Annotated in this window: 28 protein-coding genes and 2 pseudogenes; 11 read left to right on the top strand and 19 right to left on the bottom strand. The window is 71.3% G+C overall.

Features of this window, described 5'->3' with window-relative positions:
* The first annotated feature begins 206 nt into the window (after positions 1-206).
* A complete protein-coding gene (locus ACIQGQ_RS30280; RefSeq protein ID WP_402401637.1) occupies positions 207-1,085 on the top strand; it encodes an aminoglycoside phosphotransferase family protein in 879 nt (292 codons plus the stop codon).
* A gap of 94 nt (positions 1,086-1,179) precedes the next feature.
* The gene (locus ACIQGQ_RS30275) at positions 1,180-1,764 is read left to right on the top strand and encodes a TerD family protein (RefSeq protein WP_402401624.1); all 585 of its coding nucleotides are present in this window, start codon (positions 1,180-1,182) and stop codon (positions 1,762-1,764) included.
* A gap of 91 nt (positions 1,765-1,855) precedes the next feature.
* On the opposite strand, the gene ACIQGQ_RS30270 is transcribed toward ACIQGQ_RS30275, so the two are convergent.
* The 3 genes from ACIQGQ_RS30270 to ACIQGQ_RS30260 all read right to left on the bottom strand — a co-directional run bounded on the left by ACIQGQ_RS30270 (position 1,856) and on the right by ACIQGQ_RS30260 (position 3,706).
* Positions 1,856-2,467 (bottom strand): restriction endonuclease, encoded by a 612-nt coding sequence (locus ACIQGQ_RS30270; protein ID WP_402401621.1) that lies wholly within the window; start codon positions 2,465-2,467, stop codon positions 1,856-1,858.
* A 119-nt stretch (positions 2,468-2,586) separates the two neighbouring features.
* Positions 2,587-2,796 (bottom strand): hypothetical protein, encoded by a 210-nt coding sequence (locus tag ACIQGQ_RS30265; RefSeq protein ID WP_402401618.1) that lies wholly within the window; start codon positions 2,794-2,796, stop codon positions 2,587-2,589.
* 172 nt (positions 2,797-2,968) lie between these two features.
* Positions 2,969-3,706 carry a HEAT repeat domain-containing protein gene (locus ACIQGQ_RS30260; protein ID WP_402401634.1) on the bottom strand — a complete coding sequence of 246 codons (738 nt, stop codon included), beginning with the start codon at positions 3,704-3,706 and terminating at the stop codon, positions 2,969-2,971.
* A gap of 157 nt (positions 3,707-3,863) precedes the next feature.
* Here ACIQGQ_RS30260 and ACIQGQ_RS30255 point away from each other — a divergent pair, with 157 nt between their 5' ends.
* Positions 3,864-4,271 (top strand): hypothetical protein, encoded by a 408-nt coding sequence (locus ACIQGQ_RS30255; RefSeq protein WP_402401615.1) that lies wholly within the window; start codon positions 3,864-3,866, stop codon positions 4,269-4,271.
* 131 nt (positions 4,272-4,402) lie between these two features.
* Here ACIQGQ_RS30255 and ACIQGQ_RS30250 read toward each other — a convergent pair whose 3' ends face one another.
* The gene (locus ACIQGQ_RS30250) at positions 4,403-5,467 is read right to left on the bottom strand and encodes a 2,3-butanediol dehydrogenase (protein WP_402401612.1); all 1,065 of its coding nucleotides are present in this window, start codon (positions 5,465-5,467) and stop codon (positions 4,403-4,405) included.
* Positions 5,468-5,777: 310 nt separating this feature from the next.
* Positions 5,778-7,001 (bottom strand): saccharopine dehydrogenase family protein, encoded by a 1,224-nt coding sequence (locus ACIQGQ_RS30245; protein ID WP_402401609.1) that lies wholly within the window; start codon positions 6,999-7,001, stop codon positions 5,778-5,780.
* Positions 7,002-7,121: 120 nt separating this feature from the next.
* Here ACIQGQ_RS30245 and ACIQGQ_RS30240 point away from each other — a divergent pair, with 120 nt between their 5' ends.
* Positions 7,122-7,835: a TetR/AcrR family transcriptional regulator gene (locus ACIQGQ_RS30240; protein WP_402401606.1), complete on the top strand. Its 714-nt coding sequence runs from the start codon at positions 7,122-7,124 to the stop codon at positions 7,833-7,835.
* A 52-nt stretch (positions 7,836-7,887) separates the two neighbouring features.
* Here the strand turns inward: ACIQGQ_RS30240 and ACIQGQ_RS30235 are convergent, their stop codons facing one another.
* Entirely contained in the window at positions 7,888-8,769 is an 882-nt protein-coding gene (locus ACIQGQ_RS30235) for a hypothetical protein (protein WP_402401603.1), read from the bottom strand.
* A gap of 417 nt (positions 8,770-9,186) precedes the next feature.
* On the opposite strand from ACIQGQ_RS30235, the gene ACIQGQ_RS30230 reads away from it, so the two are divergent.
* Positions 9,187-10,407, top strand: a complete 1,221-nt coding sequence (locus tag ACIQGQ_RS30230; RefSeq protein WP_402401601.1) for a hypothetical protein — start codon at positions 9,187-9,189, stop codon at positions 10,405-10,407.
* A 104-nt stretch (positions 10,408-10,511) separates the two neighbouring features.
* Here the strand turns inward: ACIQGQ_RS30230 and ACIQGQ_RS30225 are convergent, their stop codons facing one another.
* The 4 genes from ACIQGQ_RS30225 to ACIQGQ_RS30210 form a co-directional block, all read right to left on the bottom strand.
* Entirely contained in the window at positions 10,512-11,486 is a 975-nt protein-coding gene (locus ACIQGQ_RS30225) for a LuxR C-terminal-related transcriptional regulator (protein ID WP_402401598.1), read from the bottom strand.
* 324 nt (positions 11,487-11,810) lie between these two features.
* The gene (locus ACIQGQ_RS30220; protein WP_402401595.1) at positions 11,811-12,185 is read right to left on the bottom strand and encodes a hypothetical protein; all 375 of its coding nucleotides are present in this window, start codon (positions 12,183-12,185) and stop codon (positions 11,811-11,813) included.
* A 369-nt stretch (positions 12,186-12,554) separates the two neighbouring features.
* Positions 12,555-12,980 (bottom strand): ATP-binding protein, encoded by a 426-nt coding sequence (locus ACIQGQ_RS30215; protein WP_402401593.1) that lies wholly within the window; start codon positions 12,978-12,980, stop codon positions 12,555-12,557.
* A gap of 207 nt (positions 12,981-13,187) precedes the next feature.
* Entirely contained in the window at positions 13,188-13,781 is a 594-nt protein-coding gene (locus tag ACIQGQ_RS30210; RefSeq protein WP_402401590.1) for an ArsR family transcriptional regulator, read from the bottom strand.
* 130 nt (positions 13,782-13,911) lie between these two features.
* On the opposite strand from ACIQGQ_RS30210, the gene def reads away from it, so the two are divergent.
* The 3 genes from def to ACIQGQ_RS30195 all read left to right on the top strand — a co-directional run bounded on the left by def (position 13,912) and on the right by ACIQGQ_RS30195 (position 16,612).
* Positions 13,912-14,577, top strand: a complete 666-nt coding sequence (def, locus tag ACIQGQ_RS30205; RefSeq protein WP_402401587.1) for a peptide deformylase — start codon at positions 13,912-13,914, stop codon at positions 14,575-14,577.
* 97 nt (positions 14,578-14,674) lie between these two features.
* Complete coding sequence (locus tag ACIQGQ_RS30200; RefSeq protein ID WP_402401584.1) at positions 14,675-15,307, top strand: HAD-IA family hydrolase; 633 nt, start codon at positions 14,675-14,677, stop codon at positions 15,305-15,307.
* Positions 15,308-15,409: 102 nt separating this feature from the next.
* Positions 15,410-16,612 carry a hypothetical protein gene (locus tag ACIQGQ_RS30195; protein ID WP_402401581.1) on the top strand — a complete coding sequence of 401 codons (1,203 nt, stop codon included), beginning with the start codon at positions 15,410-15,412 and terminating at the stop codon, positions 16,610-16,612.
* Here the strand turns inward: ACIQGQ_RS30195 and ACIQGQ_RS30190 are convergent.
* The 6 genes and pseudogenes from ACIQGQ_RS30190 to ACIQGQ_RS30165 all read right to left on the bottom strand — a co-directional run bounded on the left by ACIQGQ_RS30190 (position 16,599) and on the right by ACIQGQ_RS30165 (position 22,255).
* Positions 16,599-17,429 (bottom strand): M55 family metallopeptidase, encoded by an 831-nt coding sequence (locus tag ACIQGQ_RS30190; RefSeq protein ID WP_402401578.1) that lies wholly within the window; start codon positions 17,427-17,429, stop codon positions 16,599-16,601. The genes ACIQGQ_RS30195 and ACIQGQ_RS30190 overlap by 14 nt on opposite strands.
* 39 nt (positions 17,430-17,468) lie before the next feature.
* Positions 17,469-17,786, bottom strand: coding sequence for a DUF6191 domain-containing protein (locus ACIQGQ_RS30185; protein WP_402401576.1), 318 nt, complete (start codon positions 17,784-17,786; stop codon positions 17,469-17,471).
* A 168-nt stretch (positions 17,787-17,954) separates the two neighbouring features.
* The gene (locus tag ACIQGQ_RS30180; protein ID WP_402401573.1) at positions 17,955-19,082 is read right to left on the bottom strand and encodes an FAD-dependent oxidoreductase; all 1,128 of its coding nucleotides are present in this window, start codon (positions 19,080-19,082) and stop codon (positions 17,955-17,957) included.
* Positions 19,083-19,517: 435 nt separating this feature from the next.
* Positions 19,518-19,682, bottom strand: a complete 165-nt coding sequence (locus ACIQGQ_RS30175) for a hypothetical protein (RefSeq protein WP_402401570.1) — start codon at positions 19,680-19,682, stop codon at positions 19,518-19,520.
* A gap of 182 nt (positions 19,683-19,864) precedes the next feature.
* A pseudogene (locus tag ACIQGQ_RS30170) lies at positions 19,865-21,165 on the bottom strand (IS701 family transposase).
* A 184-nt stretch (positions 21,166-21,349) separates the two neighbouring features.
* Positions 21,350-22,255 carry a serine hydrolase gene (locus ACIQGQ_RS30165; RefSeq protein WP_402401567.1) on the bottom strand — a complete coding sequence of 302 codons (906 nt, stop codon included), beginning with the start codon at positions 22,253-22,255 and terminating at the stop codon, positions 21,350-21,352.
* On the opposite strand from ACIQGQ_RS30165, the pseudogene ACIQGQ_RS30160 reads away from it, so the two are divergent.
* Together ACIQGQ_RS30160 and ACIQGQ_RS30155 are read left to right on the top strand one after the other, a co-directional pair.
* Positions 22,204-23,129 (top strand): annotated as a pseudogene (locus ACIQGQ_RS30160) (Scr1 family TA system antitoxin-like transcriptional regulator). The gene ACIQGQ_RS30165 and the pseudogene ACIQGQ_RS30160 overlap by 52 nt on opposite strands.
* Positions 23,130-23,146: 17 nt before the next feature.
* Positions 23,147-23,356 carry a DUF397 domain-containing protein gene (locus ACIQGQ_RS30155; protein WP_402401565.1) on the top strand — a complete coding sequence of 70 codons (210 nt, stop codon included), beginning with the start codon at positions 23,147-23,149 and terminating at the stop codon, positions 23,354-23,356.
* An 80-nt stretch (positions 23,357-23,436) separates the two neighbouring features.
* Here the strand turns inward: ACIQGQ_RS30155 and ACIQGQ_RS30150 are convergent, their stop codons facing one another.
* Positions 23,437-23,994, bottom strand: coding sequence for a GNAT family N-acetyltransferase (locus ACIQGQ_RS30150; RefSeq protein WP_402401562.1), 558 nt, complete (start codon positions 23,992-23,994; stop codon positions 23,437-23,439).
* A gap of 294 nt (positions 23,995-24,288) precedes the next feature.
* Between ACIQGQ_RS30150 and ACIQGQ_RS30145 the strand changes: the two genes are divergently transcribed.
* Positions 24,289-25,026: a class I SAM-dependent DNA methyltransferase gene (locus ACIQGQ_RS30145; RefSeq protein WP_402401559.1), complete on the top strand. Its 738-nt coding sequence runs from the start codon at positions 24,289-24,291 to the stop codon at positions 25,024-25,026.
* Between the two features lie 27 nt (positions 25,027-25,053).
* Here the strand turns inward: ACIQGQ_RS30145 and ACIQGQ_RS30140 are convergent, their stop codons facing one another.
* A complete protein-coding gene (locus ACIQGQ_RS30140) occupies positions 25,054-25,806 on the bottom strand; it encodes an SDR family NAD(P)-dependent oxidoreductase (RefSeq protein WP_402401556.1) in 753 nt (250 codons plus the stop codon).
* The gene (locus ACIQGQ_RS30135; RefSeq protein WP_402401554.1) at positions 25,779-26,465 is read right to left on the bottom strand and encodes a 4'-phosphopantetheinyl transferase family protein; all 687 of its coding nucleotides are present in this window, start codon (positions 26,463-26,465) and stop codon (positions 25,779-25,781) included. Before ACIQGQ_RS30135 ends, ACIQGQ_RS30140 begins: the two co-directional genes overlap by 28 nt.
* Between the last annotated feature and the right edge of the window lie 152 nt (positions 26,466-26,617).

Below are 26,617 nucleotides of genomic sequence, written 5' to 3'. Positions count from 1 at the left end.
CACCCACCCACCCACCACGACGGAGGCGAGGCACACCAACAAAAACCCCACCCCACCCCCCAAACCCGACACAAACCCCACCACAGACCCCACCCCTCCACCCCGACCGCGGGCACACCCCGCACCACCAGGACCCAGGCCCGGGCCTGGTGACACGGGGCCGCTCACCGGGCACACTGCCCCGCATGGAACGACTGCCGGTGGACATGGAGAGCGTCACCGCCCGGCTGGTACGCCGGTTCGGCCCCAGGGCCGCCGAATGGTGCGCCGGCGCGCCGGACCTCGTCGCGGGGCTGGCGTCCCGGTGGGGACTCGTGCTCGGCGGACCCCTCCCGGAAGACGGCGCCTCGTCCATCACGTTGCGGTGCCGCTGGCCCGACGGCACACCCGCGGTACTGAAAATCACCCCGGAACGTGCCCTCCTGGCCCAACAGGCCCGGGCGCTGGGATGGTTCGCTCCCTCGGGCCGGGTACCTTCCGTACTGGCCCTCGACGAGGAAGCCAGCGCGATGGTACTGGAAGAGATCGTGCCCGGAACACCGGCACAGAACCTGCCCGCCGCCGCACTCGCACAACCATGGGCGGAACTCCTCGCCGCCCTGCACCAGGTACCCTCCCCGCCGGCACCGGTACCCGTGCTGCGCGAACGGTGCGAGGAGGCCTTCACCCGGGTCGGCAGACGTCTGTCCGAACCCGCGGTCGGCGCACGGATGGACACCACCACCTGGAACAGAGCCGTCCAGCGGTGCGAACGGCTGCTGGACACACAGACAACCACGGTACTGCTCCACGGCGACCTGCACCCGGGCAACGTCCTCGACGCCGGCCCCGGACACGGCCTCATGGCCATCGACCCGAAAGCCTGCATCGGCGACCCGTGCTTCGACGCCGTCGACCACGTCGTGGCAGGCGCCGGACTCGAAGGAATCCAGACCCGCTGCACACGTATCGCAGCGGCATGCGGACTCGACACCGACCGGCTCCACGCCTGGAGCCGCGTGATCGCCCCCTTCGCAGCCATCGCCCACCTCGGCAGCGGCGGCGAGGGACCAGCACTCGACGAACTGCTCACCCTGTCCCAGTAACCCGCGGGCCTGTCCCGGTGGTCCGCGGGCGCCGGAAAGGGCGCAAGGCACACTCGGTGTGTCAGACGTTCCCGGTGCAAAGGATGATTCACCCATGATCACGCTCACGAAAGAAGACGGACCGGCCGACCTGGACGGAGTGACCCACCTCTCCATCGGAGTGTCCTGGGACCCGACCGCGGGCAGCAGCGGTGGAATGATGGGAATGCTCCGCCGCAAATCGGGCACCGACCTCGACCTGATCGCCATCGCGATGCAGGACGGCGACCCGGTACGCCTGGCAGGACTCGACTCCCTCGACCCCATGGGCAACGGCTCCCTGACCCACAGCGGCGACAACCAGACCGGCCATGGCGACGGCGACGACGAAACAGTGACCGTCGAGTTCGCACGAATACCCCCCAACATCACCTCCATCGTGTTCGTCGCCGCCGCCTACAAAAAAGGAAGCTCCTTCCAAAAAGCACGCAACATCAGCTTCAAGGTCTACGACGCCACCGGAGGAACCACCGAACAGGTCGCCGACATCTGGCCCAGCCTCCTCACCCAGCACAACGGCTGCGCAGTAGCCAAAGCCACACGCACCGGCAGCACCTGGAAACTCGAAGTCATCAACACCACAGGAAAAATCAAACAGGGCAACGAACACGCCCTCATGCGCTTCGCCACCAACAACTAACCCACACAAACCAACGCACACCACTCTGCCCGGACCCGCATCCGCATCCGTGCCCGCGCCGGCCCGACGGGTCCGGACGGGGTGGCGGCACTCAGGAAGGCAGCGCAGACCCGCGAGGCGGAGGCACACCACGAAGCAACACCCACAAAGGAACCCCACCCCCAGCCCACACACCAAGAACATGGCGGTCGACGACGTGGAGACGCTGCTGCCGGGCAAAGGCGACGGCGGGGGCGGTGACCCGGCCGTTGGTCACGATCACCGCGACATCGGCGCCATGGACCTGACGGGCAGTACCGTTGAGGACCTGAAAATCCGGAGTACCCACAGCAGAACCGGACAGACCGGCGCGGCGGTGCTTGCACTGGATGACCCAGCGCCGCCCGTAAGGATCGGTGGCCTTCACGTCGGCGCCCAGATCACCGCCACCGCCCACACGGGCCGCATCCCGGCAACCATCACGGAGCATCAACTCGCGTACCGCGTCCTCGAACCGGGTGTGGTGCAGGGCGTCCAGTTGGGCCAGACCGTAGCGCAGGCCCCGAGCACGGGCCGCTTCCCACCGGGCCCGCTCCCGCTTCCGGTGGAGCAGGAAACCGCAGACGGACAGGGCGAGGGCGCCGAGAACGATCAGGATCCACCAGTGGGCCAGCAGCCAGTGGACGGCGGTGACCGCCACGGCGACGGCCGGGACCGCGGCCACGAGGAGACCGGCCGCCCCCTCCCCCGCCCGCCGCCGCGGCCGACGGCCACGGCGGGGGGTGGGGCGGGTGCGGGCCGGGGTACGCCGTCGCACCACCTTGGGACGGCGCCTGCGAGGGGTCACCGGGCGGCCCGGGTGATGCCGCTGGACAGTTGCCCCAGCACGGCCAGGGCGCCCTGGCCCACCGGGGTGGGAGCCAGGAGGATGCCGAGTGCCAGGACGAGGACGACGGTCAGTTTCTCGTCGGAACGGCTGCGGGCCTGGGTACGGCGGCGCAGCCGGAGAAGGACGACGACCGCGAGCAGCACCGCCACGTTGATACTCAGCAACCGTTTCGACCTCCACCACAGACCAGCCGTCAGTACGCCGGGAAGCGGTTCGGCCACCCGCTCTTCCTGTGTAGTGGGGCAGGCCGCTCCTTGTGGGCGGGTTGTCGGTGAATGGCATGAAGTGATCGGACCTGGCCGAATACGCGAGGGGCGGCAGTCGGGGGTGCGCCGGTCAGTGGTCCGTGGTCCCGGGCGTCCTGGTGGCCGTTGCCGTTCCCGTGGCCGCTGCCGCCGTGGCGGTGGCGGTGGCGGCGCGTTCGGGGCCGAGGCTCGTCTCGCGTTTCGCCGCCTCGACGGCCGCGTCGAAGCCGGTCCGCGGGTCCTTCCGGAGGATCTCGGTGGCCCGGGCGTGTGCGGCCGTCTCCGGGTCGGGGCTCTTCGCGGCCCGTTCCAGTGCGGGTGAGGCCGCCTCGCCGAGACCGGCCAGGGCCCGGCTCAGGCTCAGGCGTACGTCGCGGTCGCCCCGGCCGAGCTGCCGGGCCAGTTCGCCGGCCAGGTTCTCCTCCTCACCCTCGGGGACGAGGAGGACCGCGGTGCGCCAGGCGGTACGCGCGGTCTCGTCGTCGGGGTCGCGCAGCAGGGCGTCGGTGATCCAGGCCCAGGCGGCCCTGTCGTTGATCTTGGAGAGTGTGTGGAGGGCCTGGCTACGGGCCTGGGGGTGTGCGGAGCCGAGCTCCTCGCGGATCCGGGACAGGACGGCCTGCCGTGGGAGTCGGGTCAGTGCCCAGGAAAGCATGTCCCGTACGAAGAAGTCGGGTTCGGCCGCGCACCGCTCGACGAGGGTCTCCAGGAGGGCGGGGTCGGGGTCTGCTCCGGCCGCCAAGGCAGCCCGGAGCCGGACCGAGGGCGTCCCAGCCCACAGAGCGGCGGTCTGCGGGGACTGTTGTGCGGTGGTGCGGGTCGGGTTGATCGGAACCACCTCCTGCCCCGAGTGAAAGCGTTGTCACCGTGTCAAGGTCAAGCCGGAGGCCTCATTCGGGTGCTTCGGTGTCCTTCGTCGGTCGTGGGCGGGTCCGGTTCCTGCCCGGTCCTGGCGTGGGGCATGAGACCGTACGGTCGTGCCGGGGATGACGAACGAGGTGGAGGCGGCTCTGGCCGGGGCCTCGTCCCCCTCGTGGCCGCGACGTGCCCGTGCCGGGCAGGTCCTTGCTTCCCACCCTGAGGTTCCCGAGGCCGCGGAAGCGCTGGCAGGGCTGCTGCTGGACGCTGGGGACACGGCGGTGACCCGTCGGACGGCAGAGGCCCTGGCCCGGGTGGGGACGGTGGCCGTGATGCGGCTCGTCGCCCGGGCGCTCGCCGAGGCCGACGACAGCCATGCCGACTGGATACAGGCCGGGGTGTACGACGTCCTGGCGGGACCGGACGGCGCGCCCGGCATCGCGGCAGTCTGCGTGCGGCTCGCCCGGGACGGGGAGGCTGCTGTCCGCCAGGGCGCCGCAGAGATCCTGGCGTGGGCGGGCGGCGCACCACACTGACGACGGCTGCCGAATCGTCGTTCCGGCGGTCCCGGCTGTTGAGGGGCCGGGCGGGCGCCCGCTCTCCGGGGCGGTGGGCTGCCGGAAGGACGGGCGGGCGGTCGCCGTGGCCGGGGTGGGAAGGTGCGGTGTCAGGCGCGGGGGTCGACCAGGATCTTGACGGCTGTCTCGTTGTGGTGGATCAGGGTGTCGAAGCCCTCGGTGACAAGGTCGTCCAGACCGATGGTGCTGGTGATGAACGGGGCCAGGTCCACGCGGCCCTCCCGTACGAGTTCGATGGTCTGCGGGTGGGAGTTGACGTAGGCGATGGTGCCGCGCAGGTCGATCTCCTTGAGGACGAGTCTGTGCATGTCGAGCGAGGCGGGTTTGCCCCAGATCGAGATGACGGTGATGACGCCGCCGGGCCGGACGGCGTCCATCAGGGTGTCCAGGACCGCGTTGACGGAGGTGGCCTCGTAGGCGACGTCCGCTCCCCTGCCGCCGGTGAGGCGGCGTACCTCTTCGGTGACGTCGGTGGTGGCCGGGTCGATGACGTGGTCGGCGACCCCGGTGTCCAGGGCCTTCTGCCTGCGCAGCGGGCTGAGTTCGCTGACCGCGACCTGGATGCCCATGGCCTTGAGTACCGCGCAGGTGAGCAGGCCGATGGGGCCGGCGCCGCCGACAAGGGCGAAGTCGCCCGCCTTGGCGCCCGAGCGCTGGAAGGCGTGGTAGCCGACCGAGAGCGGTTCGATGAGCGCCGCCTGGTCGAGGGGGACGTCGCCGACCGGGTGGACCCAGCGGCGTTCGACGACGATCTTCTCCGCGAGTCCGCCGCCCCGGCCGCCGAGTCCGATGAAGTTCATGTCGGGCGAGAGGTGGTAGGTCGGGTTGTTCTCGCTGGTGTCGACGTCCGGGCGCAGGATGTAGGGCTCGACGACGACGCGGTCGCCCGGTTCCAGGTCGTCGACACCCTCGCCGACCGCGTACACGGTGCCGGACATCTCGTGGCCGAGCGTGACGGGCGCGGATTCGCCGGAGACCGGGTGCGGGTGGCCGGCCGGCGGGACGAAGATCGGCCCGTCGAGGTACTCGTGCAGGTCGGTGCCGCAGATCCCGCAGTACGCGACGTCGATACCCACGGTGCCCGGCAGGACAGCGGGCTCCGGGACGTCCTCGATACGGATGTCACCACGGTCGTAATAGCGTGCGGCCTTCACCTGGGATCGCTCCTTCGGCTGTGTGCTGCCCCCACCTCCGGGGGTGTTCTCCCGCCGGGGGTTCTCCCGCCCGGGGGCGGGGTCCGTGCCCCGCGCGTCTCGGGTACCCCCCGGCCAACGTTACGGTCCGGCCCGTCCGGGCGCGCGCCGTGGCGGCACGCCGTGCCCGCCGGGCCGGGGACGGACTGGGCACGGGGCGCGGGGGCGGGCGAAGGGGGCGGGGGCCGCTCCCGGCGGCGCCCCGCACCCCGTACCCGGCCCGTGTCCGGCAGCCGGGCGGTCCGGCGGTCGCTCGGCTGAGTGGTCGGAGTCAGCCCTGTTCGCGCATGCCCCAGGGAGAGCCGTAGGCGGTGAGCAGGTCGAGGAAGGGCCGGGCGGGCAGGGCTTCGGGACCCAGGACGCCCTTGCCCGACCAGGTGCCGGTGGCGAGCAGCTCGAGGGCGACGACCGGGTTGATCGCGGTCTGCCAGACGACGGCCTGTGAGCCGTACTCACGCATGGACCACTGGTTGTCGACGACGTGGTAGAGGTAGACCTCGCGGGGTTCGCCGTTCCTGGTGCCCTTGACCCAGGTGCCGGCGCAGGTCTTGCCGGTCATCCGGTCGCCGAGGGTGGCGGGGTCGGGGAGGCAGGCGGCGACGACGTCGCGCGGGGAGACGTGGACCGGTCCGTCGTCGCCGGGCACGGTGACCTTCGTGGTGGAGTCCAGTCCGAGTTCGTGCAGGGCCTTGAGCTTGTCGATGAAGTCGTCGCCCAGGCCGTACTTGAAGGTGACGCGCCGGGCGTCGACCCAGCGGGGCACGAGCAGGACCTCCTCGTGCTCGACGTTGACGCATTCCACGGGGCCGATGCCCTCGGGGAAGTCGAAGACCTCGGGCTCGCTGAACGGTGCGGTGGTGTACCAGCCGCGGTCCTTCTCGTAGACGACCGGGGGGTTGAGGCATTCCTCGATGGTGGTCCAGATGCTGAAGGACGGGGCGAAGCCGTGGCCCTCGACGGTCAGGTTGGCGCCGTCGCGGATACCGATCTCCTCGATCTCGTCGAAGAGTTCGTCCGCGGCGTGGCGGGCGAAGACGTCGGAGAGTCCCGGTTCGACGCCCATGCCGACCAGGGCCAGGCGGCCGGCGTCCTCCCACTGCGCGGCGAGGGCGAACTGCTCGTCGCCGAGTCTGACGCCGCACTGCTCGTGGGGGCGGGAGGGGTGCGGGACGGACAGCGACATCGCCATGTCGATGTAGTGCGTCCCGGCGGCGAGAGCGGCACGGAACAGGGGCATCACGAACCGGGGATCGGTCGCGTTGAGGAGGACGTCGCAGTGGTGGTCGACCAGCGCCCGCCGGACCGCTTCCTCGTCGGAGGCGTCCAGACGCAGAGCGCTGAAGCGGCCGCCGTGTGCGCCCAGGGCGTCCAGGGCGGCCTGGGCACGTGTGAGGTCGTAGTCGGCGACGACCATGTGGGCCAGGAAGTCCCGGCGGGCCGCGATCCGGGTCACGGCGGTGCCGACGCCGCCTGCGCCGACGAGAAGCACTCGCATGTCAGAGCCTTTCTTCCGGGAGGCGGACGCCCCCGGAGGTGGCCCCGATGCAACAACACGCCTCACGATAAGGTCAACCGCGTTGGCATAAGGGTGGTGCGGGTCGGGAAGGTGCACGGGATGGCCAAAAAGGTGGTGCCCGAGGAAGCGCGCCGCAGGCGCAGGCCTACGCGGCAGGGGGCGGTGCTCTCGGAGTCGCTGATCGTTCAGACGGCGCTGCGGGTGCTGCGGGAGCACGGGAGCGGCGGGCTGACGGCCCGGCGGCTGGGGGCGGCGCTGGGGGCGGATCCCAGTACGCTGTACCGCTATTTCGCGGGGATGGACGATCTCGCCCGGGCGATCGGCAACGAGCTGATGGGGCGGGCGCTGGAGGGGTGGGAGGCTGCGGGTGACTGGCGCGCGGACCTGCGGGCGCTCGGGCTCGCGGTGCACTCGTCCTATCTCGCCCATCCGCAGGCGGCGGTCCTCACCGCGAGCCGGGTCAGCGGGCGGCCACGGGAGATCGCGGTGGACGAGACGGTCCTGGGGATCCTGCGGGGCAGGGGGCTGTCCGACCGGGCGGCGGTCCGTTTCTACCACGCGTTCATCGATCTCGCCCTCGCGTTCGCCGCGCTCGACGCGGGGGCGCTGGCCCTGCCCGAGGAGGCCCGCGGGGCGGACGAGGACATGTGGGACTCCATCTACGCCCGGCTGCCCGCCCGGACGCATCCGAACATCGCGGCAACCGCTCCCCTGCTGGCCGCCCGGATGCCGCACAGCGCCTATCCGGTACTCCTGGACACACTGCTGGACCGGATCGCCGCCGAACCGGCCACCGCCCGCCCGGGCGGGTGACAGCGCCCGGGCAGGCGGGGCGGGCGGCAACGGCGCCGCGGGGCCGGGCGGTTCAGCCGTTGCGGGTGTAGTGCTGGAGGTAGAGGAAGATCGACTTCCAGCCCGATCCGACGTTCACGATGTGCAGTTGGCCGCCCGAGGGGCCGAAGTCCCAGGCGGCGATGCCCTCGACCTCGTCCCCGGGCTCCACGTCCTGGTGGAATTCGTAGGCGACCTGGCCGGAGCCGGTGTCGATGGAGTAGACGGACTTCGCCTTGTCGTCGACGGAGGCGTAGAGCCTGCCCTGCCACATCGCGGCGCCCTGGATCCGGCTCAGCGGCTGCGAGAGCTTCACCGTCCGCGCCACGGGGAGCACCGAGCCGGCCGGCAGGTTCAGCAGATCCTCGAGACGGTAGGCGACCAGGACGTCCGTACCCCGGGCGGCATCGTGATCCCAGGGCGAGGTGTAGACGAGCCCGGCCGCCGCGTCCACCGCGACCCACGGCACCCCGCCCGGCATCCGGTCCAGGGGCAGCTGCACGTAGCGGCCCGTGTAGCCGAGGCTGCCGGCGTCGTAGAGCGCCAGCAGCGGGTGCTGGTAGCCGTTCCTGCCGTCCTCGATCGGGGCGATCACGTAACCGCCGTAGTACTCCACGTCGCCTATGTGGTCGCTGCCGTACGCCGTGTACATGTCCCAGGGAATGGGGGTTGGCGACGAGGCGGTCTCGGAGTCGTTCGCGACGGCGGCCTTCACCATCCCGCCGGGTCCGGCGTAGTAGAAGTACGTTCCGTCCGTCGCCACGCCCTGTCCGCGTTCCAGCGCGTTGAACCCGGTCCACCGTTCGTAGTGCGCGGTCCGCGTCCAGTCCGCCGCGGCCGCGGCGGGCGATGCCGCGCTCCCGACGAGCATCGCGGCCGCGACCGCCGTGACCGCCGTGATCCTGCCGAGCTTCATCCGACCCCACCCTTCCTCTGTTCCGCGGTGCAGAACACTGTTTCCAAAGGCGAGTGGATTACAGCAGCGGCAAGCAAGAGTCGTCAACAGGCCCTGCATTAACGGCAGTTGACACATTCCCCACTCCCGGACCGGCACGGCCCGGCATACGGGCGGGGTGGTGCGGCCCCCTTCCGGGCCCGGCACCGTACAGCTCCCGGGCACCACCGAAAGGACCCGGACGCACCGGCCGATCCCGGACAGGCGGGCCGGTCCTGGACGGGCTGGTCGTGGGGCTGTCCGGGCGGACGGGGTTGTCAGGTTCCAGACATGCCGGTTTCGGACAGTGACCATCTGTTCTTGATCCGGTGGCCGGGCCCGCAGACTGGGCGTCGCCCTCGGGCGCCCTCGTCCCGGGCGCCCCCGAAAGGAGACCTCGTGAAGAAGACCCTGTCCGTGGCAGCGAGCCTGGTCATCGCCGCGACCTGTGGCTTTGGCATGACGCTTCCCGCGCACGCGGCTGACACGACCGGCGTCACGGCCACGGCGGGACAGTCGCCGCGGGCCGCTCTGGACCTCTCCTCCATGGACCCGCAGCACCAGGCCGTCGTCGACCGGATCCTGGCGAAACTGCCCGCCGACTGGGAGGCCCGCCTCCACGCCGCGAAGGCCAAGTACGGCCTGCAGGACGGGCAGTGGCAGGAGATCCGCGACAGCGCGATCGACCCGGGCGACTACCGGTGCGAGACGACCGAACTGTCGCAGTACGCCAACGCCCTCCTGGACGGCGCCCAGGACCCGTGGAACATCTTCATCCTCTCGCTCTTCGGCGGGTTCGACATGCCCACCTACGACGCGCTGATCTACGGCAAGGAATCACCCTCGAACACGTTCGGCGTCAACGGTGAGTACACCCAGCAGCTCAACTCCGAGATGAAGAACCTCAAAAGGTTCTGGGACATCGACTCCGCACGCATCGAACTGATCCCCATGCACGGCGCGGACGTCTTCGCCAGCCCCGACCGGCTCTCGCGCACCCTGTCCGTGCTCTATGGCGGCACACCGCAGGAGAACCTCGACCTGGCCGACATGCTCATCGAACTGGTCGGCTCCGAACCGATCCTGCGGGGCGGCGCCAACCCGATCTTCACCTTCAACGCCTTCGCCTACAGCGAGAAGGACGACCCGCAGCCACTCGGCATCACGGACCGCATCATCATGGGCGACGGCATCCTGCAGGGCATGACCAAGGTCAACCTGGGCGACATCGCACCACGCGGCATCCTGGGCCACGAATTCGGCCACCACGTCCAGTACCAGAAGAACCTCTTCGAGAGCGACCTCACCGGCCCGGAAGCCACCCGCCGCACCGAACTCATGGCGGACGCCTTCGGCACGTACTACCTGACCCACTCCCGCGGCGAATCCCTGAACGCGGCCCGCGTCCTGAAGGCCGAGAAGTCCTTCTACCAGGTCGGCGACTGCAGCTTCACCAGCTCCGGCCACCACGGCACACCCACCCAGCGCTACAACACCTCCAGCTGGGGCGCGGACATAGCCAACCAGGCACCGAACCAGGGACACATCCTGCCCGCCCTCACCTTCGACAAGCTCTTCGAAGCCAAACTCCCCGACCTCGTCAAGCCCGACGCCGAATAGCAGTCATCGCCCCACCCCGGCGGACCGACTCCCGCCCCGCGCATCCGGGCCCCCACACCCGGATGCGCGGGCGCGGGCACGGGGGGGGGGTGTGCGGAGCGGGGTCACAGCCAGCCACGACGGCTGGCCTGGACACCGAGCTGGAAGCGGGTCTTGGCACCGAGCATCTCCTGGAGACGGGCGATCCGCCGGGCCACGGTACGTTCACTCACCTTGAACTCACGGGCGATCGACTCATCGGTCAGCCCCGCACTCAGACAGCTCAGCAACTGCCGCTCCTCCGGGCCCGCCTCGCTGGTGACGGCCTCCCCGGCCCGCGGAAGCGGGACGGCGAGCTGCCAGTACGACTCGAACACTCCCACCAGCCCGTCCAGCAGCCCGGACGGCTGCACGACGACGCTGTGGTGCCCCGTGCGGTTCGGGGCGGCGACGGAGACCACGGCGAACCGGTCGTCACAGACCAGGAGATTCAGCGCGACATCGGGAAAGACCCGGGCCTGCTCCCCCCGGGCGACACATGCGTGCGCCACATCCAGCGCTTTGGGGTCCTGCAGGATGTCGACGCTGTAGACCACCCGGTAGGCGACCCCCCGCCCCAACGCGTCCAGCGTGCCGGGACCGACCTCCGGTGTCCGCTCACCCCCGCCCACCGGCCCGATCGACAGCGCGCGCACCTGGGACACGGCCCCGTCGTGCACCCACGACTGGACCTCCCCGCGCCGCTCGGAGGTGTCGACGACCTCCACGTAGCCCGCCCCGGCGGTGTGATCGAGCCAGTACCGCGACAGAGCCGTGGCACTCTCGTAGGCGATCCTGGCCTGCCGCGCACGCCGCTCCGCGACCGCCTCCAACACCGACCGCGGCGGCTGGGCGGTCAGCCTGCCCCCCACACGGGACACCAGGCCGATCGCACTCAACTCGGCAACGGCGTCCCACAGCCCGCCGGGCGGCACTCCCGCCGGCCCCGGCCCCCCGGTGAGCTCGTCCGGGGTCTGCGGGCCCCGCTCCACAAGCGTGAGATAAACGGCCTCCGCACCTGCGGACAGACCAAGATCCTGCAACGGACGCAGCGTGCGCATGTTCCCCCACCTCGACGGCACCACGTGGTGCCGCTTCCCGGACCCGCCCCTGCCCGGGGCTGTCGTCGTGCCAGAATCCGCCGGTCCGGCGGATACCCGGAGTGCGTCCCTTCCACCGTCCCGGCCGGGCGGCACGGCGGTCGGTACAGGCGAAATCGCCCCTGCGGGCACCTGTGTGTGGGGGGGCGGACATGCCTGCGGCCGGGCCCGGGGCAGTGGGGGTGTCCGGTCACCTCGTCCGCGTGGGCGGCACGTGGGGGAAGGCCGTGAGGCGTTGTGCCGGTGCGGGTCCGGTGGGGTGGTGCCGGTGCGGGGGCGGTCCGGTCAGACGGCCCGGAAGCTGTAGAGGGCCCCGGCACTCGTCCAGGAGTGCAGGCCCAGGGAGGGCTCGCTGTGGGCGGGAGTGCCCGTGCAGTCGGCGGTCCGGTAGAACTCCACCCTCCGGTCCGTCATGTTCACAGTGGCCAGTACGCCGAACGGGGCGGTCACGCACGCGGTGCCGAGGTCCTCGTACAGGGCCCACCGGCCGGTGAAGGCCCCTTCCCAGACGCAGAGACTGCCCGCGGCCGTGCACCGCGACAAGTCCGCCCCGGCGGCCGGAGCAGGGGCGGCCGATGCCGGGCCCGACGCTCCGGCCAGCAGGACCGCGGACAGGACCGCGACACCGGCCGCCGCCCGCTTCAATCCCTGGACACGCATATGTTCTTCCTCCTCGTGACACCGTGCGGTCGGAAAGTGAACGCGGCCAAGCCTCACTGCCGCCCCACAGATAATCAAGACTTCAAATAGGGCGATAAGGGGCAGGGGGCGGGGCAGGTCGTTCGCGCAACGGCCGCTCCCGCACCGAAGCGCTCTGTCCAGCCCCGGGCACCGGAGTCCGCCTCCACCATCACCCGCACGACGTGCCGGGCAGAGCCCCGCCGAGAACGGGCACCACGACTCCGCCGGCACCGCCGAACCACCAGCCCCCGCCGGACGACCGGGCCGGGGCCGCTCCGCAGGTCGAACGTGCGGGACAACCCCGGCCGGACACGGCGGGGTCGGGGCCATCGGCGGGCCGGGCCCAGTTCAGTCGACCGCACCGAGCAGCGCGAACCGTACGACGACACTCTTCCCCGGCCCGTCGTCGGCGGGTTCGGTCCGCACATCGCCGCAGTAGTCGTGCGCGAGGGCCGTCACCACCGCGAGCCCCTGCCGGGGAGCGAGGCCTGTCAGGGGCACCGGGCGCGGGTCCCTGTCCCGGACGGTGATCGTGAGGAGGTAGCCCTCCAGGACCAGGCCGACGCGCACGTCCGGCGAACGGCCCGCGTGGAGCACCGCGTTGGAGACGAGTTCGGCCACCACCCGCAGCGCCGCGCCGAAGAGCGCCGAGCCCGGCGCGAACCCGGCCCCGGACAGCCATCGGCCACTACGGTCCCGGGCCACCGGCACCGACCCTGGGACCGGCGGCAGGTCCCAGAAAAGACTGGTGCGGGGCGCGGGCAGGGACGGCATCACACCCACCCCTCCCCGGCGCCCCAGCACAGCGGCCGACCTCCCGTGTCCCTCATGCCTGTCCCCCGTCCCCTCGCCGCCGACCGTGCACCGGTTGGGCGAAGTCACCAATTGCAGAACTCTGCAGCCGTAACGACGGCCGGCGGCCGACCGGTCACGGCACCGGAGTGCGTGGTCGGATGTTCGAGGTGCGGCGGCCGGGTGCGCTCAGGGCTCCGGCGGTCCGCCCTCCGGGTGGGGCAGCAGGGGGAACAGACGGGCGATGAGGGCGACGGGTCGGGCGTCACCGGGCCGGGCCAGGGGGCGCTGCTCGCGGTCCCGGTAGGGCGCCAGTGCCCGCCGGACCGCGTCCGCGACCCGGCCCATCTCCTCGGGTGTCAGATAGGCGACCTCGCTGAAGGCCTCGTCATGGCGCCACCGGGGCGGCACGGTGTCCCGCCGGTCCAGCCACCGCTGCCAGCTCTCGTCCTCCAGCCCCCGGGCCAGATCGCCGAAGCCGCCACCGCCGGCGTCGGAGTCCGGGACGTCCGGGGCGTCCCGTCGGAGCCGCCAGGGCCGTGCCCGACCCCCGGTATGCGGGGCCTCCTCGATGTGCCCGTGCCGGGCGAGTTGACGGAGGTGGAACGAGCAGAGGCCGGAACTGTGGCCCAGCCGGGCGGCGGCCTCGGTCGCCGTGGCCGTACCGACTTCGGCGAGCAGGGCGAGCAGGGCCGTGCGGACCTCGTGCTCGGGCAGCGCGGCGTCGGCGCGAACGCTCCGGCCGGTCGAAGCGTTCGGAGTGTTCTGATCATCCACTGTCACTTTGCAAAGTCTGTTACTTTGCAAAGCAGTTGGCAAGCGGTGTTCCCCGCTGGAGCCGTCCGCCGTGACGGTCCTGTGCCTCTCCTGCGGTGTGCGCGGGAAGAGCGGTGTGCGAGAAGAGGAGTCGGCCATGTCCGTCCGCCCCGAGCGATTCCGTCCCGACGACCGGCGTGTCCGTGTGCAGGGCCGCCCCGTCGACACGTATCCGGCGCTGACACCGGAGGCGGGGCGGGGTTCGTTCCGCAGGGTCACGGTGACGGGCGAGGAGGTTCTCGGGCGCCCGTGCCAGGAGGTGACCGGGTTCGGGACGCGGGAGCTGTCGGCGCTGGTCGACGACATGTTCCTGACCATGCACGTGGCCGAGGGGGCGGGGCTGGCGGCCAACCAGGTCGGGGTCGGACTGCGGCTGTTCGTGTACGACTGCCTGGACGACGACGGAGTCCGCCACGTCGGCCATGTCGCCAACCCGGTCCTGGACCTGCCCGGTCCGGGCGGCCGCCTACTGGTCGAGGAGTACGAGGGCTGCCTGTCCGTGCCCGGTGCGGCCATGGTGGTGCCCCGCACCGACCGCGCCGTGGTCCGCGGGTTCGACAAGGACGGGGCCCCTCTCGTCGTCGAGGGGACGGGGTACTTCGCCCGGTGCCTGCAGCACGAGACCGACCACCTCTTCGGCCACACGTACCTCGACCGTCTCTCCCGGCGGGACCGGAAGGACGCGCTGCAGCAGATGACGGACCGTCAGGACAAGGTCTTCGCCGGACGGACGGAGCGGCTGGCCCGCCTGGTACGGGACTGACCCGCCTCCGACAGCCCCGTCCACCGACCGCCGACCACCGGTGGCCCGGTCGCGGTCCCGGCCCCTGCCTCCGCCATCCCCGTGCTATGCAAGGGCGATGACCTCTTCCACGACCGCCGCCGGGCCCTTCGACGCGGTGCTGTGCGACCTCGACAACGTGATCCGCTTCTACGACACGACGGCGCTGACCCGCCTGGAACGCGAGGCAGGGATCCCACAGGGCACGACCGAGCAGGTGGCGTACGCTCCGGAGCTCGACCTGCCACTGCTCCTCGGCGCGATCACCGAGGAGCAGTGGGTGGATTCCGTCGCGGCCCGTCTCGCGCAACGGATTCCGGAGGGCCGGGCACGCGGGCTGGCCATGGCGCTGGCCGGGGCCCCGTTCCGGGCCGACGGTGTCATGGTGGGTTTGCTGCGCCGCGTACGGGAGCACCTTCCCCTGGTGCTGGTGACCAACGCGACCGTGCGGCTGGAGGACGACCTGGAGGCCATGGGCCTGTCAGGGTTCGCACACCACATCGTCAGCAGCGCCCGGGTGGGGGTGGCCAAGCCGGACCGGCGGATCTACGAGATCGCGGCCCTGCGGGCGGGGGCCCGCCCGGACCGGTGCCTGTTCGTGGACGACCGGTCGGAGAACGTCCAGGCCGCGGCGGCGCTGGGGATGACCGGCCTCCACTACCGCGAACCCGCCGACCTGCACGGACCACTGGGCTACCTGCTGGGCACGTGACCCGGCCCCCGCCCGGCCACGGGGGACACCGACAATGAGGGGCGGCCCGGGAATGGTCGCAGGGCAAGGAACGGCCACCGGGCCGGGAAGAGGTGGGCGGGGATGACGAGGGACGCGGACGGGTTCTCCCCGTCGCCGCTGCTGGACTCCGTCGTCCGGGTGACGCACACCTGGGCCGACGAGCCGGCCCTGGCGGCGCGCCGTCTCGACGTTCTGCTGCGGGCGGCGGCACCGGCCGAGCTGATGCGCCTCGAATCGGGCTACCGCGCCCGGCATTACAGTCTCGGCTTCCTCGGGGCCATCTCCTCGCCCGAAGACCTGACAGGGGACGACGCCGTTCCCGGGAACCATGTCCTGGCGGTGGCGGCCCTGATGTCGTTCGACCGTTCCGGATATCTGCGCGAGACCGGTGTCGCCCGGCTCGCGCAGGCACCCGAACAGGATTCCTTCCCCGTCCCGTTCCTCCTGCTGCGGCTCAACGACCCGGTCGGACATGTGCGGGACCTCGCGCGGGACGCGGTGACCGCCCGGCTGGGCCCCGGGCACGCGGATCTCCTCGTCGAGCTGCTGCCGTTCCTGGACAAGCTGCGCGGGCGCCGCAGGGCCGGCCGCCTGCTGACCGTGGTGGAGGATCTGCTGCTGGGGTCCGGGACACCGGCGATGTGGGAGGGCGTACGGTCCGGTGACGCCCCGCTCAGGGCGTCATGTCTGCGCTGGCTGGCCCGCACCGATCCGGTCCCGGCCGTCACCGCCGCCTTCGCGACCCGGGACCCGGCCCTCTGGCAGTGGGCCGCCCGTACGGCCACGTCCACCCGTCTCACACCGGCCGAACAGGACGCGGTCCTGCCCTGTCTGGAGCGCAGCAGCAGCCCCCGCATCCGTCTGCGGGGGCTGCGGGCCCGGGCCCGCCGGGCGGACGGGGAACCGCATCTGCGCCGGGCCATGCTCGACAAGGACGCCCTGGTCCGCTACCACGCCCGCGCCGCCCTGTACGCCCGCGGGCAGACGGACCTGGCACCGCAGGTCTACCGCGACGCGCTGAAGGCCGCCTCGCCGCCCGACGCGGTCCTCATCGGCGCGCTGGGCGGGTTGGCCGACCTCGGGGCGGCCGCCGACGTTCCCCGGGTCCTGGACCTCCTCGCCCACCCCAGGGTGCGCGTACGCGCGGAGGCGTGGCGCACCCTGGGCATCCTGGACCCACGGGAACTGGAGCGCAGGGCCGCCCTGCTGACCGGCGACCCCGGCGGCAAGGTGCGGCGCCACCTCCCGGCCCGCCCGAACGGCATGAGCGCTAGCGGGTCTTGATGGTGGCGAGCTGGGCGAGCAGCAGGACCAGGCGGTAGGCCTCGGCGAAGTCGGTCGCGGTGAAGGCGACGGTGCGGCCGTCCCCGGTACGCGAGACACCCGGCACGAGGACGGCGAGGTCGACGGTGACCGGTGAATAGAGGTCTACCTCGACGTCCAGCGGGCCGGTGAGGGCGAGCGGAACGACCTGGGCGCGGCGCGCGACGGCTTCGGCGGCCGACCGGCGCAGGAGTTCCCGGGCCTCCTCGGGATGGAGGGTGACGGCGGCGGCCTGGCCGAGGGCTTCCTTGACCGCGACGGTGGCCGCGGCGGGGACCAGGTCGCGCAGTTCGGCACAGGCGCGGTCGTCGCCGCTGAGCAGGACGACCGGGGCGCCGAGGTGGCCGGCCATGGCGGTGTTGAGGCCGATCTCGCCCATGGAACACCCGGCCACTCGTACGTCGAGGATGCCGTCGTTCATGGTGTGGGCGAGGACGGCCGGGCCGCCGCCGGAGCGGGCGTGGTAGCCGATGAGGAGGACCGCGTCGGTGTGCTCGTCGAGGCCGCCGAGCATGCCCAGCGGGCGCGGTTTGCCCCGTACGAGCCGGGCGCGCCGGTCGAGTTGTTCGGGCAGCAGGTTGCGGAACGGGCCGTGTGCGTCGGCGACCCGCACCGTGGCGGTGGGTTCGGCGTCCAGGACACCGGCGATCACACTGTTCGCGTCGGCCGTCATCAGTGCGCGGCCGCGTTCGTAGTCGTAGGCGTCCGGGTTGGTCTCGGTGGGGTGCACGACGCCCGAGACGCCCTCCATGTCGACGGAGATCAGCACGTTCGTCATGCCGGGAGCCTATGCGCGGGGCGGGGTGCTCGGGGCCGGTCAGGGGTTCTGGGGCAGACGGATCACCGCCGAGCCGCGTACCAGGTCCACCTCGGTGCGGTGGGGCGGGGCGCCGTCTTCCTCGTCGTCCCGCAGGACCAGGGCCGTCTGCCGTTCCTTGAGTTCGTTCTGCTTGCCCGCCGAGAAGGTGGCGTGCAGTTGCTCGAAGCCGGTCGCGGAGACCTGCCCCTGGCGGGCGCCGTTGCGCCAGGGCAACAGCCCGGCCCGGCCCGCCCGCAGGAGCACCTGGTCCACCAGGGCGAGCGCGGTGAGCAGCAGGACCAGCCCCGGCAGTGTCATGAAGACGAGGAATCCCATCGGGCCAGTATCGCCGCCCCTCCCCCGCGGGGCGAAGACCTGCGCGGGCAGAGGACGGGAGTTCCCGGTGGAGCGGCCGGGGTGGCCGTTCCACCGGCCGGGTTCACGCGGTGGCCGGGAGGCCCGCGCGGGAAGCGACGGTCACGGCCGTCTCCCGGGGGCTTCGGCTCAGTGGTCCTTCCCGGTCATCCTGCTGATCAGGGCGTGGACGTTGTCGTCGTGGGCGATCTCCTGGATCTCGGCGCCGTCGAAGGCGGGTGCCTGGCTGCTGCGGTGGAACATGTCCTGCTCGTACGCGGTGAGCGCGGCCTCGGTGTCGCCGGGGTGGGCGGCGAGGGCCCGGCCGAGTTCGGCGCCGTCGAGCAGGGCGAGGTTGGCCCCTTCGCCGTTGGGGGCCGCGAGGTGGGCGGCGTCGCCGAGCAGGGTCACCCCGGGCACACGGTCCCACCGGGTGCCCGGCGGCAGGGTGTGGTGGGGGCGCAGGAGCGGTGCGGTGTCGCCGTCGGTGATGAGCGCGGTGAGTTCCGGCGCCCAGCCGTCGAACTCCTCCGCGATGCGGGCGGTGGCCGCGGCGGGGTCGGTGAAGTCGACGGCGTCGAACCAGTGCTGCGGCCTGGCCAGTGCCACATAGGTGTGGAGGGTGTCGCCGCTCTCCCGGTGGGCGAAGATCTCCTTGCCCGGTGAGGGGGCGATCAGCATTCCGCCGCCGACCGCCTTCGCGGCGGCGGGGTGCCGGGTGTCGGCGTCGTACAGGTATGTCTCGATGAAGGACGTGCCCGCGTACTCGGGGGTGGCGGGGGTGAGCAGCGGCCGCACGCGTGACCACGCTCCGTCCGCGCCGACCAGCAGGCCGGTGGTGAGGGTGCGGCCGTCGGAGAACGTCACCTCGTGGCGGCCCTCGCCGAGGGTGCGGGCGGTCCGGGCCCTCCGTCCCCAGCGGACGGTGCCGTCCGGGAGCGAGTCGAGCAGGATCCGCCGCAGGTCGGCGCGGTGCACCTCGGGGCGTGTGCCGGTGCCGTCGTCGGCCTTGTCGAGCAGGACGGTTCCGTCCGGGGAAAGGATCCGCATCGCCTGGCGCCCCTCGACGACGGCGCCGTGGAACTCGGCCGTCAGCCCTGCAGCTTCGAGGGCGAGCTGCCCGTCGTGTTCGTGGATGTCGAGCATTCCGCCCTGGGCGCGCGCCGACGGGGAGGATTCGGCCTCGTGGACCGTGACGGGGATGCCGTGGAGGTGCAGGACGCGGGCCAGGACGAGTCCGCCGAGTCCCGCGCCGATGATCGTGACGGGTGTGTGCATGGTGGCTCCTTCGGGATCGGACCGCCGGTGGAGGGGCGGCCGTCTCCAAAGATGCCGGGCCCCGCCGACGGACCGCCGACCTCGGCCCGACAGCCCCGACAGCCGACCGGCAACCCGCCGAAAGCGGCGTCGGGGTCCGGCCGTCGGCGGACTGGCACCACTGCTCACGGGGCCGGTGTTGTGGCCGTGGCCTCCTGGCCTTCCTGCGGGCCCGCCCCGGCCCCGTCTCACCTCGTGCGGCGCGGGGAGTCCCGCACCCCGTTCCCCTCCGCGGCCCGGGCCCGCGGTTGCGGTGGCGCCGGGGAGTCCGCAATCCCCGCATCGCCGCTGTTCCCACCGCCCCCACTGCGGGGCCGGCACCGCTCACACCTGCACGGCGGCCAGCGCGGCGGGTTGAACTCGGCTCCCTCCTCCCCCGGCCCCGGCTCCGGTCCTTCACTCCGCCCCTCGCCGCTCCGCGCACTCCGCCGTGCCCCGGTGGCGCCGCAGCAGCAGCCGGCAATCGGTGGCCGTGCTGTAGTCGCGCCGTTCGTCGGCGAAGGCATCGGCACGGCTCAGCTCCCGGCACCCGGGACAGACACCGGGTCCGTCCGGCTTCACCGGTGATTCCGTTGATCTCTGCGGCAGTTCGTGCCTGCCCTGAGGTTCCGTACATGCGAACACAACCCGCTCCCCTCTGTAGTTACTTCGTCACTGAGCGGGCTCAGAATGACTTGCAGTCAGGAGCGCTTCAACTTGCTGAAAATGAATGTGGAGTTAGTACTCCAGTGCGACTTCGTGATCTATCCGGTTGAGGAGCTGGCGAGCCGTTGCTGGTAGTGGCTGCGGCGGGCACCGGCCTGGTGGCGTCTGCGCCAGTTTGACCAGTGCAGCAGTCTGCGCGGGGGTGCGTTGGCCGGGATCAGTAGGGCGCCGAATAGGTGGCGAATCTCCGGGACGGTCAGGTCGATCGGGTCGGTGCTGCGGGCAGGCCGGTTCGGATCGGCGGTCCTGGCCGGCGTCGCGTCGGCGGCGAGGGCGGCCAGGAAGGCCAGCGCGAGCATGGCCAGGGTGATGTGGCGATGCCAGGTGGTCCAGTGGCGGACCTGGTAGTGGTCCAGTCCGCCCTGGCCTTTCGCGGCCTGGAAGCACTCCTCGATGCACCATCTGGTCCCGGCGACCCGGACCGGTTCGGACAGCGGCACTTGTGTGGGGGACCAGCACACATGGAAGGCGGGCTCGCCGCTGCTCGGGTTGCGGCGGATCAGCAGGTGCCGATGTCCGCCGGTGCCGATCTCGATCCAGGCCCAGTCGTAGTAGCGCGGCCCCTTCGCTCCGGCGCTCTGTCGGTGCCAGGTCGAGGCGGGCAAGCGGTCGGCGACGGCATCCGCGCGGGCAGCGGTCCGCCCCTGGTTGATCCGCACCCGCGCGCTGCACGCGACGGCCAGGACGTAGCCGATGCCACGGGACTCCAACAGGGCGCGCAGGTGGGGATCTTGGCCGTAGGCCTCGTCGCCGGTCACCCAGGAGGCGCTGATCCCGGCATCCAGTGCTGCGGCGATCATCTGCCCGGCCAGTGTGGGCTTGGTCGCGAACTGCGCCTGGTCGGGCACCCCAGCGCGGGTGCGGCGCTCGGCGTCCTGGCACCACGAGGCGTCGGGCAGGTAGAGCCGACGTCGATCAACGCCCGTCCTCTGCGGGAGGCGTAGGCGAGGAAGACACCGACCTGCGTGTTCTCGATCCTGCCCGCGGTGCCGGTGTACTGCCGTTGGACGCCGGCCGACGTGATGCCCTTCTTCAGGAAGCCGGTATCGTCCACGATCAGGACGCCGTCGTCGGCGCCGAGGTGTTCGAGGACGTAAGCGCGGATGTCGTCGCGGACTGCGTCTGCGTCCCAGCTGGCGGTTCGCAGGAGTCGCTGCATCGGTCCGGGGCGGGCGTGGCCGGCCTGTTCGGCCAGCCGCCAGCAGTTCTTCCGCTCGGCGCCGGACAGCAGGGCGAGTACAAAGGCGCGGGCTGTGGCACGGGGCTCCACCCGCTTGAACCGGCCCGCGATCCGGGCCATGGCCCGGTCGAACATCGCCCGCCAGCGGGCCGCGTCCATGCTGTGGCCCGCGGCGACCGCACGATCTTCAGGAGTCCACACAACCCTTGGTGATCACGCGGTGGCCGTTGCCGCTGTCACCCGGCTCCAGCGCTGTCGCGCACGGGTGAATGCGCTCAGCCCCATGCCGTGCACCCGCTTGCTGGTTGGAGCCCAGGTACCTGTAGCTGGTGCCAGAGGGACTTCAGGCACCCGTGTCCTGTAGCGCGGTGATGGCCTGCGCGGTAACGGCGCCGATGGCGCGGCTGATCGCGGCGTCGTCCGAGCCAGGCCGGGATCGAGTGAACACAGCGGCAGCATATCGGCGGCCGTCGGGATAGGAGATCACGCCGATCTCGTTGCGGATCACACCGACCAGGCTGCCGCTCTTGGCGGCGACCCGAACTGGCAGCCGGAACCCGCTCGCGATCCGGTGCCGGGTCAACTGCCTCGCCATTACGGCGCGCACACGTTCGCACGCGGCGGCCGGGCCCGCCCGGTCCGTCCAGATCAGCCGCAGCAGCGCGACCATGTCACGAGGGGTGGTTCGGGTCCCCTGCGACGGGTCCAGGGCACGGGAGGCAAGGAGCCTCTCGTCGGCCTGCGCCATCTCGTCTGCCGACGCGCCGGCTGCCCAGGTCAGCGCGTCCTTCCAACTGGCACAGCCGAGGTCCTGGCCGATGGAGTCGAGCATGGTCTGCAGGTCCGACTCGATCACAGTGCCGGTCAGCCCGAGCCGCGTCGCTGTCGCGTTGAGCGCGTCAACGCCGACCCGCCGCAGCAGCGCGTCGGTCGTGTGGTTGTCGCTGATGGTGAGCATCAGGACGACCATGTCCCGCCATGAGAGCACGGCATCGTCATTGAAGAGCGAGATCCCGACCGGGCCGGGAGTCCGGCCGACGGCACTCAGCGTCACCCGCTCGCACGGGTCCAACCGGCCATCGGCGAACGAGGCCTCCACCTCCAGAGCGACCTGCACCTTGACCACCGAGGCCGGGACCACGGGCTCATCAGCACGCAGGCCGAACTCGGCGTCGCCTTCAAGCGGCTGGACGCATAATGCGCCTTCACAGCCAGCCCGTTCGAATATCTCTCGAATGTCGTCCGTCATGGCGACGATTCTGTCAGCACCCAGGCGCAAGATCACGAAGTCGCACTGGCAGCATTAGGCGAAATCCGTTGAACAGGAAAGAGTTAGACCCCGACAATTCCCCAGCCGCGGCCTTCGGACAGCACTTGCGCATACTGCGGGACGGACGAGGCTGGACGCAGGACGAGCTGGGGGAGCGCATCGGCTGCTCCGGCACGCACATCTCTGCGGTCGAAACCGGTCGCAGACCTCCAACTCGCCGATTCGCAGCAAGCGCAGACAGGGTGTTCGGCACTGGCGACAGACTCGAACGTCAGAGCCAGGCCTTGAAGTACACAGCGCTACTCGAAGGGTTCCCCGAGTATGTGACACACGAGACCAGAGCAGCCGAGATCAGGCTCTACGAGGTCGGTGTCATCCCGGGAGTTCTCCAGACCCCGAGTACGCGTCGGTACTCAACGGGCGCGCATTCGAGCGGGGTTCGATCACTGCCGAGCAGGCAGAAGAGCGAGTCTCGCTCGTGGCGGAGCGTCAGGCAGCGCCGACCCGAACACCCCCACCTCTGGTCTTCGTGGTGCTCGACGAGAGTTGTCCGAGGCGGCCTGTCGGGGACCCTGCGGCCGTGGACGCTCAACTGGCGAAGCTGATCGAATTCGCCGCGCTGCCGAACACCACTCTACAGATCGCTCCGTTCGCCATAGGCGACCGCCGACCGCTCAGCTTGCCCCTCTACGTTCTGACGATGCCTAATCGGTCCCTCCTCTCCTACGCAGAGTCTGCGCAGCGGGGGCGGCTCGAACGGGAAAGCCTGTCCGTGGTACCTCTCCTGACCGCCTACCATCAGTTACAGGCTGAATCACTTTCCCAGGCGGAATCCGTGGCCATGATCAAGTAGCTACGAAAGGGCACCCCGTGACGAACGAATCCCCCCGCTGGTTCAAGTCCTCGTACAGCGAGAACGGTGGTGCGTGCGTGGAAGTAACCGCCAACCTCACCGCCACGCACGGCATCGTCCCCGTACGCGACTCCAAGCGCCCCACCGACACAGAACTGAACGTACCGACCACATCCTTCGCCGCCTTCGTGGCCGGAGTGAAGGCCGGCCACTTCGACACCGTCTGAGGCGTCCGTTCTCTGGCACGCTGTCCGGGGGAATTGGACGGCAAGAAATTGTCAAGAGTTGTGGATCGGGTCGTCGACGTCTACCGATGTCCCCACTCGGTCCGGGTGAGTTCGTACTCGACTTCACCGTGCTCGGAGCCCTCGATCGCCTCCGGCCAGTCCCCGGTGAAGTTCCGGACGAAGGAGAGCCCCGACTTCTCCATGACACGGCGGGAACGGGCGTTGACGGCCATCGTGTTCGCCGTGACCCGCTCGACCTCCAGGTCCGTGAACCCCTTGTGGATCAGGGCCTGGGAGCCCTCTGTGGCGTAGCCGTGCCCCCATGCCGCCTGGTTCAAGCGGTAGCCGAGTTCGACCACGGCGGGGCTGTGCTCGTCCAGCGGACGGAACTCGAACCAGCCCAGGAAGGTTCCGGTGGTCTTCTCCTGTGCGGCCCAGTAGCCGCGGGTCTCCCAGCACGGGTAGTCACGCAGGAGCCGCGGCAGGACTCGCGTCTCGATGGTCCCGCGGCTGGTAGGACGGCCTCCGTTGATGAAGCGCATGACCTCGGGGTCGTTGTCCAGGGCGAGCAGGTGGTCGGTGTCGGCAGTCGTGAACGCACGCAGGGCGAGCCGGTCGGTCTCCAGGAAGTTGGGCATGTCGCGATCTTCACCATGGGCCGGCAGGTCTGCCACCGGTTTTCCGGTCGGCGGCCATCGGTGGTGTTCAGGCCGCGCGAGTCGCCGATCGCTCGACGAGGATGCCCCGCTCGAAGCCGGCTCCGGCGCGGACCAGTGCGACGAGGTGCGGTGCGTTCACGGCCCGCCACCTCGGCCGGGACCTGCCCCGGTACATCTGCGCGTGAGGGCGGTGCACCGACTACGGTGGCACGGACGCAGCGGCGGACAAATCCGGTCGACAGTGCCCTTTGGCACCCGGCACAGTGGCCTGTCATGACGAGCAGCGAGCTGTGGACCCGCGCGACCGCCGACCGGTACGACACCGAGGAGACCGAGGCGTTCTCGGCCGCCGTCCTCGAACCGACGCTCGACTCCCTCACGGATCTCGCCGGGGACGGCCGGGCGCTGGAGTTCGCCATCGGGACCGGACGGGTGGGTGTCCCGCTGCGGGAGCGCGGCGTGCCGGTGGTGGGCATCGAGCTGTCCGAACACATGGCGGCGGTACTGCGCCGCAAGATCGGCGAGGACCGGCTGCCGGTGGTGGTCGGGGACATGGCCTCCACCGTCGTCCCCGGCGAGTTCTCCCTGGTCTATCTCGTCTACAACACCATCTCGAACCTGCTCACACAGGACGAGCAGGTCGAGTGCTTCCGCAACGCGGCGCGCCATCTGGAGCCCGGCGGCCGGTTCGTCATCGAGCTGGGGGTCCCTCCCCTGCGGTTCCTGCCGCCGGGCCAGGTCGCGGTGCCGTTCGACGTGACCGAACACCACCTCGGCTTCGACACCATCGACCCGGTCGGGCAGATTCTGGTCTCGCACCACTTCACCCGTGAGGACGACGGCCGCTACCGCCGCGACAATTCCCGTCACCGGTACACCTGGCCGGCCGAGCTCGACCTGATGGCACGGATCGCCGGGTTGGAGCTGGAGCGCCGTGTCGCGGACTGGGACGGGGCGCCGTTCACCCAGGACTCAGCGAAGCACATCTCCGTGTGGCGCAAGCCGGCCTGATCCCGGGCACGGGCGGTTGGCGTGCGGTCAGGTGGTGCCGCCGTCGACGGGGATGCAGGCGCCGGTGATGCCGGATCCGGTGCGGGAGGCCAGGAGCAGGACGGCGGCGGCGACCTCCTCGGGGCGGGTGAGGCGGCCGGTGGCGGTGCGGTCGGTGAAGTGGCGGGCCAGGCCGGGACCCGCGAGGTGGGCGAAACGGTCGGGGTGGCTAGTGTGGGCGGTCTCCACGGCGCCGGGGCACACGCAGTTGGCGGTGATCCCGTACGGGCCGGTCTCCTTGGCGAGGACGCGGGTGAACCCGATCAGGGCGTGTTGGGCGGCGGCGTAGGCACACAGGCCGGGGTCGGGGTCACGGCCCTCGACGGAGGCGATGGTGATGACGCGGCCGAAGCGCTGCGGGATCAGGTGGGTCAGGGCGTGACGGGTGGTGCAGAGGACGGGGTCGAGGTTGCGGGCGAGGGTGTGGTGCCAGGTGTCGTCGGTGGTGACGGGGGTGGGGGCGGGGGCGCCGCCGACGTTGTTCACGACGATGTCGAGGTGTCCGTAGCGCTCGACCGTTTCGTCGACGGCGCGTTCGGCGTCGGCCCGGTCGGTGGCGTCGGCCAAGCACAGGGCGACGCCGTCGCCGGGGCCGAGGCGGGCGAGGGCCGTGCGACCGCTGTCCCGGGAGCGGCCGGTGATGAGGACGCGGGCGCCGTGGGCATGGAGGGTGTGGGCGATGGCCAGGCCGGTACCCCGGGTGCCGCCGGTGATCAGTGCCGTCCTGCCGGTGAGGTCCATGGGGTCTCCCGTCGTGGGCGGGGCGGGGGCTGGTGGAGTGCGAGGGTGACCGTGTGGGGCGCTCCGGGCAGCGTCAAGGGGATCAGCTGCCAGCCGCGCGGAGCCGTTTCGTGACCGAGGCGGGCCAGACAGAGGCGGGGGCGAAGCGCGATCTCGGTGTCGACGAGTGCCCGTAGGAGGGACCAGCCCAAGGTCTTGGCGACGGCTTGCCGGGCGGTCCACAGCGTGAGGAACTCCTCCCTGCGCAAGGCCACGGGCCGGCCGGGGGACGCGGTGTCCTCCCCGGGCCGGAGCGCGGACCGCAGCAGGTGCGGCGGGGGCATGGAAGCGAGGTGTTCGATGCCGATACCGATGCGGGTGGTGTCCCGGGGAGCCGAGAGCAGGGCGGCGACGGTCACGGGGCCGCAGTGGGCGGCGGCCAGGCGCAGCGGCAGCAGGTTCTGTCCCGGGGCGAGTTCGGGCCGGCCGAGAGGGTCGCGGACCACGGTGACGGAGGTGACGGGGCGGGCCTGGCGGAAGGCGACGGCGTGGCGCAGCAGGGTCCGGCCGGGCAGCGGGCGGCCGTGCGGGGCGACGTACCACCAGAGATCGACGGGGCCCGCCGCGGTGGGTATCCGGCGGTGGCGGGCGCCGGTGAGGGTGTGCGCGGGCGGGGTCACGGGGTGTCGTTCCGGGTGCGGGCGGCGGTGTGGGACGCGCGTCCGCCGGGGCGTCGGGACGGCGGGCCGGCGGGTGGGCGGGGTTCCTGCCCCGGGGGCAGGACGGCACGGCACTCGGCCAAGGTGACTCCTCTGCGCAAGGTGGGGTGGTG

It is taken from the genome of Streptomyces sp. NPDC092952, assembly GCF_044754785.1.
Classification (GTDB): Bacteria; Actinomycetota; Actinomycetes; order Streptomycetales; family Streptomycetaceae; genus Streptomyces.
Note: the sequence above shows the minus strand (reverse complement) of the source record. Positions and strands in the feature narration are given on the sequence as shown.

Bases quoted from the DNA above. Each gene is read 5' to 3' on its own strand.
- ACIQGQ_RS30215 (WP_402401593.1), bottom strand. From the start codon at position 12,980: ATGCCGTCCCTGCCCGCGCCCCGCACCAGTCTTTTCTGGGACCTGCCG.
- ACIQGQ_RS30255 (WP_402401615.1), top strand. From the start codon at position 3,864: ATGACGAACGAGGTGGAGGCGGCTCTGGCCGGGGCCTCGTCCCCCTCG.
- ACIQGQ_RS30145 (WP_402401559.1), top strand. From the start codon at position 24,289: ATGACGAGCAGCGAGCTGTGGACCCGCGCGACCGCCGACCGGTACGAC.
- ACIQGQ_RS30240 (WP_402401606.1), top strand. From the start codon at position 7,122: ATGGCCAAAAAGGTGGTGCCCGAGGAAGCGCGCCGCAGGCGCAGGCCT.
- ACIQGQ_RS30180 (WP_402401573.1), bottom strand. From the start codon at position 19,082: ATGCACACACCCGTCACGATCATCGGCGCGGGACTCGGCGGACTCGTC.
- ACIQGQ_RS30140 (WP_402401556.1), bottom strand. From the start codon at position 25,806: ATGGACCTCACCGGCAGGACGGCACTGATCACCGGCGGCACCCGGGGT.
- ACIQGQ_RS30225 (WP_402401598.1), bottom strand. From the start codon at position 11,486: ATGCGCACGCTGCGTCCGTTGCAGGATCTTGGTCTGTCCGCAGGTGCG.
- ACIQGQ_RS30235 (WP_402401603.1), bottom strand. From the start codon at position 8,769: ATGAAGCTCGGCAGGATCACGGCGGTCACGGCGGTCGCGGCCGCGATG.
- def (WP_402401587.1), top strand. From the start codon at position 13,912: ATGTCCGTCCGCCCCGAGCGATTCCGTCCCGACGACCGGCGTGTCCGT.
- ACIQGQ_RS30185 (WP_402401576.1), bottom strand. From the start codon at position 17,786: ATGGGATTCCTCGTCTTCATGACACTGCCGGGGCTGGTCCTGCTGCTC.
- ACIQGQ_RS30165 (WP_402401567.1), bottom strand. From the start codon at position 22,255: ATGACGGACGACATTCGAGAGATATTCGAACGGGCTGGCTGTGAAGGC.
- ACIQGQ_RS30150 (WP_402401562.1), bottom strand. From the start codon at position 23,994: ATGCCCAACTTCCTGGAGACCGACCGGCTCGCCCTGCGTGCGTTCACG.
- ACIQGQ_RS30190 (WP_402401578.1), bottom strand. From the start codon at position 17,429: ATGACGAACGTGCTGATCTCCGTCGACATGGAGGGCGTCTCGGGCGTC.
- ACIQGQ_RS30200 (WP_402401584.1), top strand. From the start codon at position 14,675: ATGACCTCTTCCACGACCGCCGCCGGGCCCTTCGACGCGGTGCTGTGC.
- ACIQGQ_RS30245 (WP_402401609.1), bottom strand. From the start codon at position 7,001: ATGCGAGTGCTTCTCGTCGGCGCAGGCGGCGTCGGCACCGCCGTGACC.
- ACIQGQ_RS30195 (WP_402401581.1), top strand. From the start codon at position 15,410: ATGACGAGGGACGCGGACGGGTTCTCCCCGTCGCCGCTGCTGGACTCC.
- ACIQGQ_RS30280 (WP_402401637.1), top strand. From the start codon at position 207: ATGGAGAGCGTCACCGCCCGGCTGGTACGCCGGTTCGGCCCCAGGGCC.
- ACIQGQ_RS30220 (WP_402401595.1), bottom strand. From the start codon at position 12,185: ATGCGTGTCCAGGGATTGAAGCGGGCGGCGGCCGGTGTCGCGGTCCTG.
- ACIQGQ_RS30275 (WP_402401624.1), top strand. From the start codon at position 1,180: ATGATCACGCTCACGAAAGAAGACGGACCGGCCGACCTGGACGGAGTG.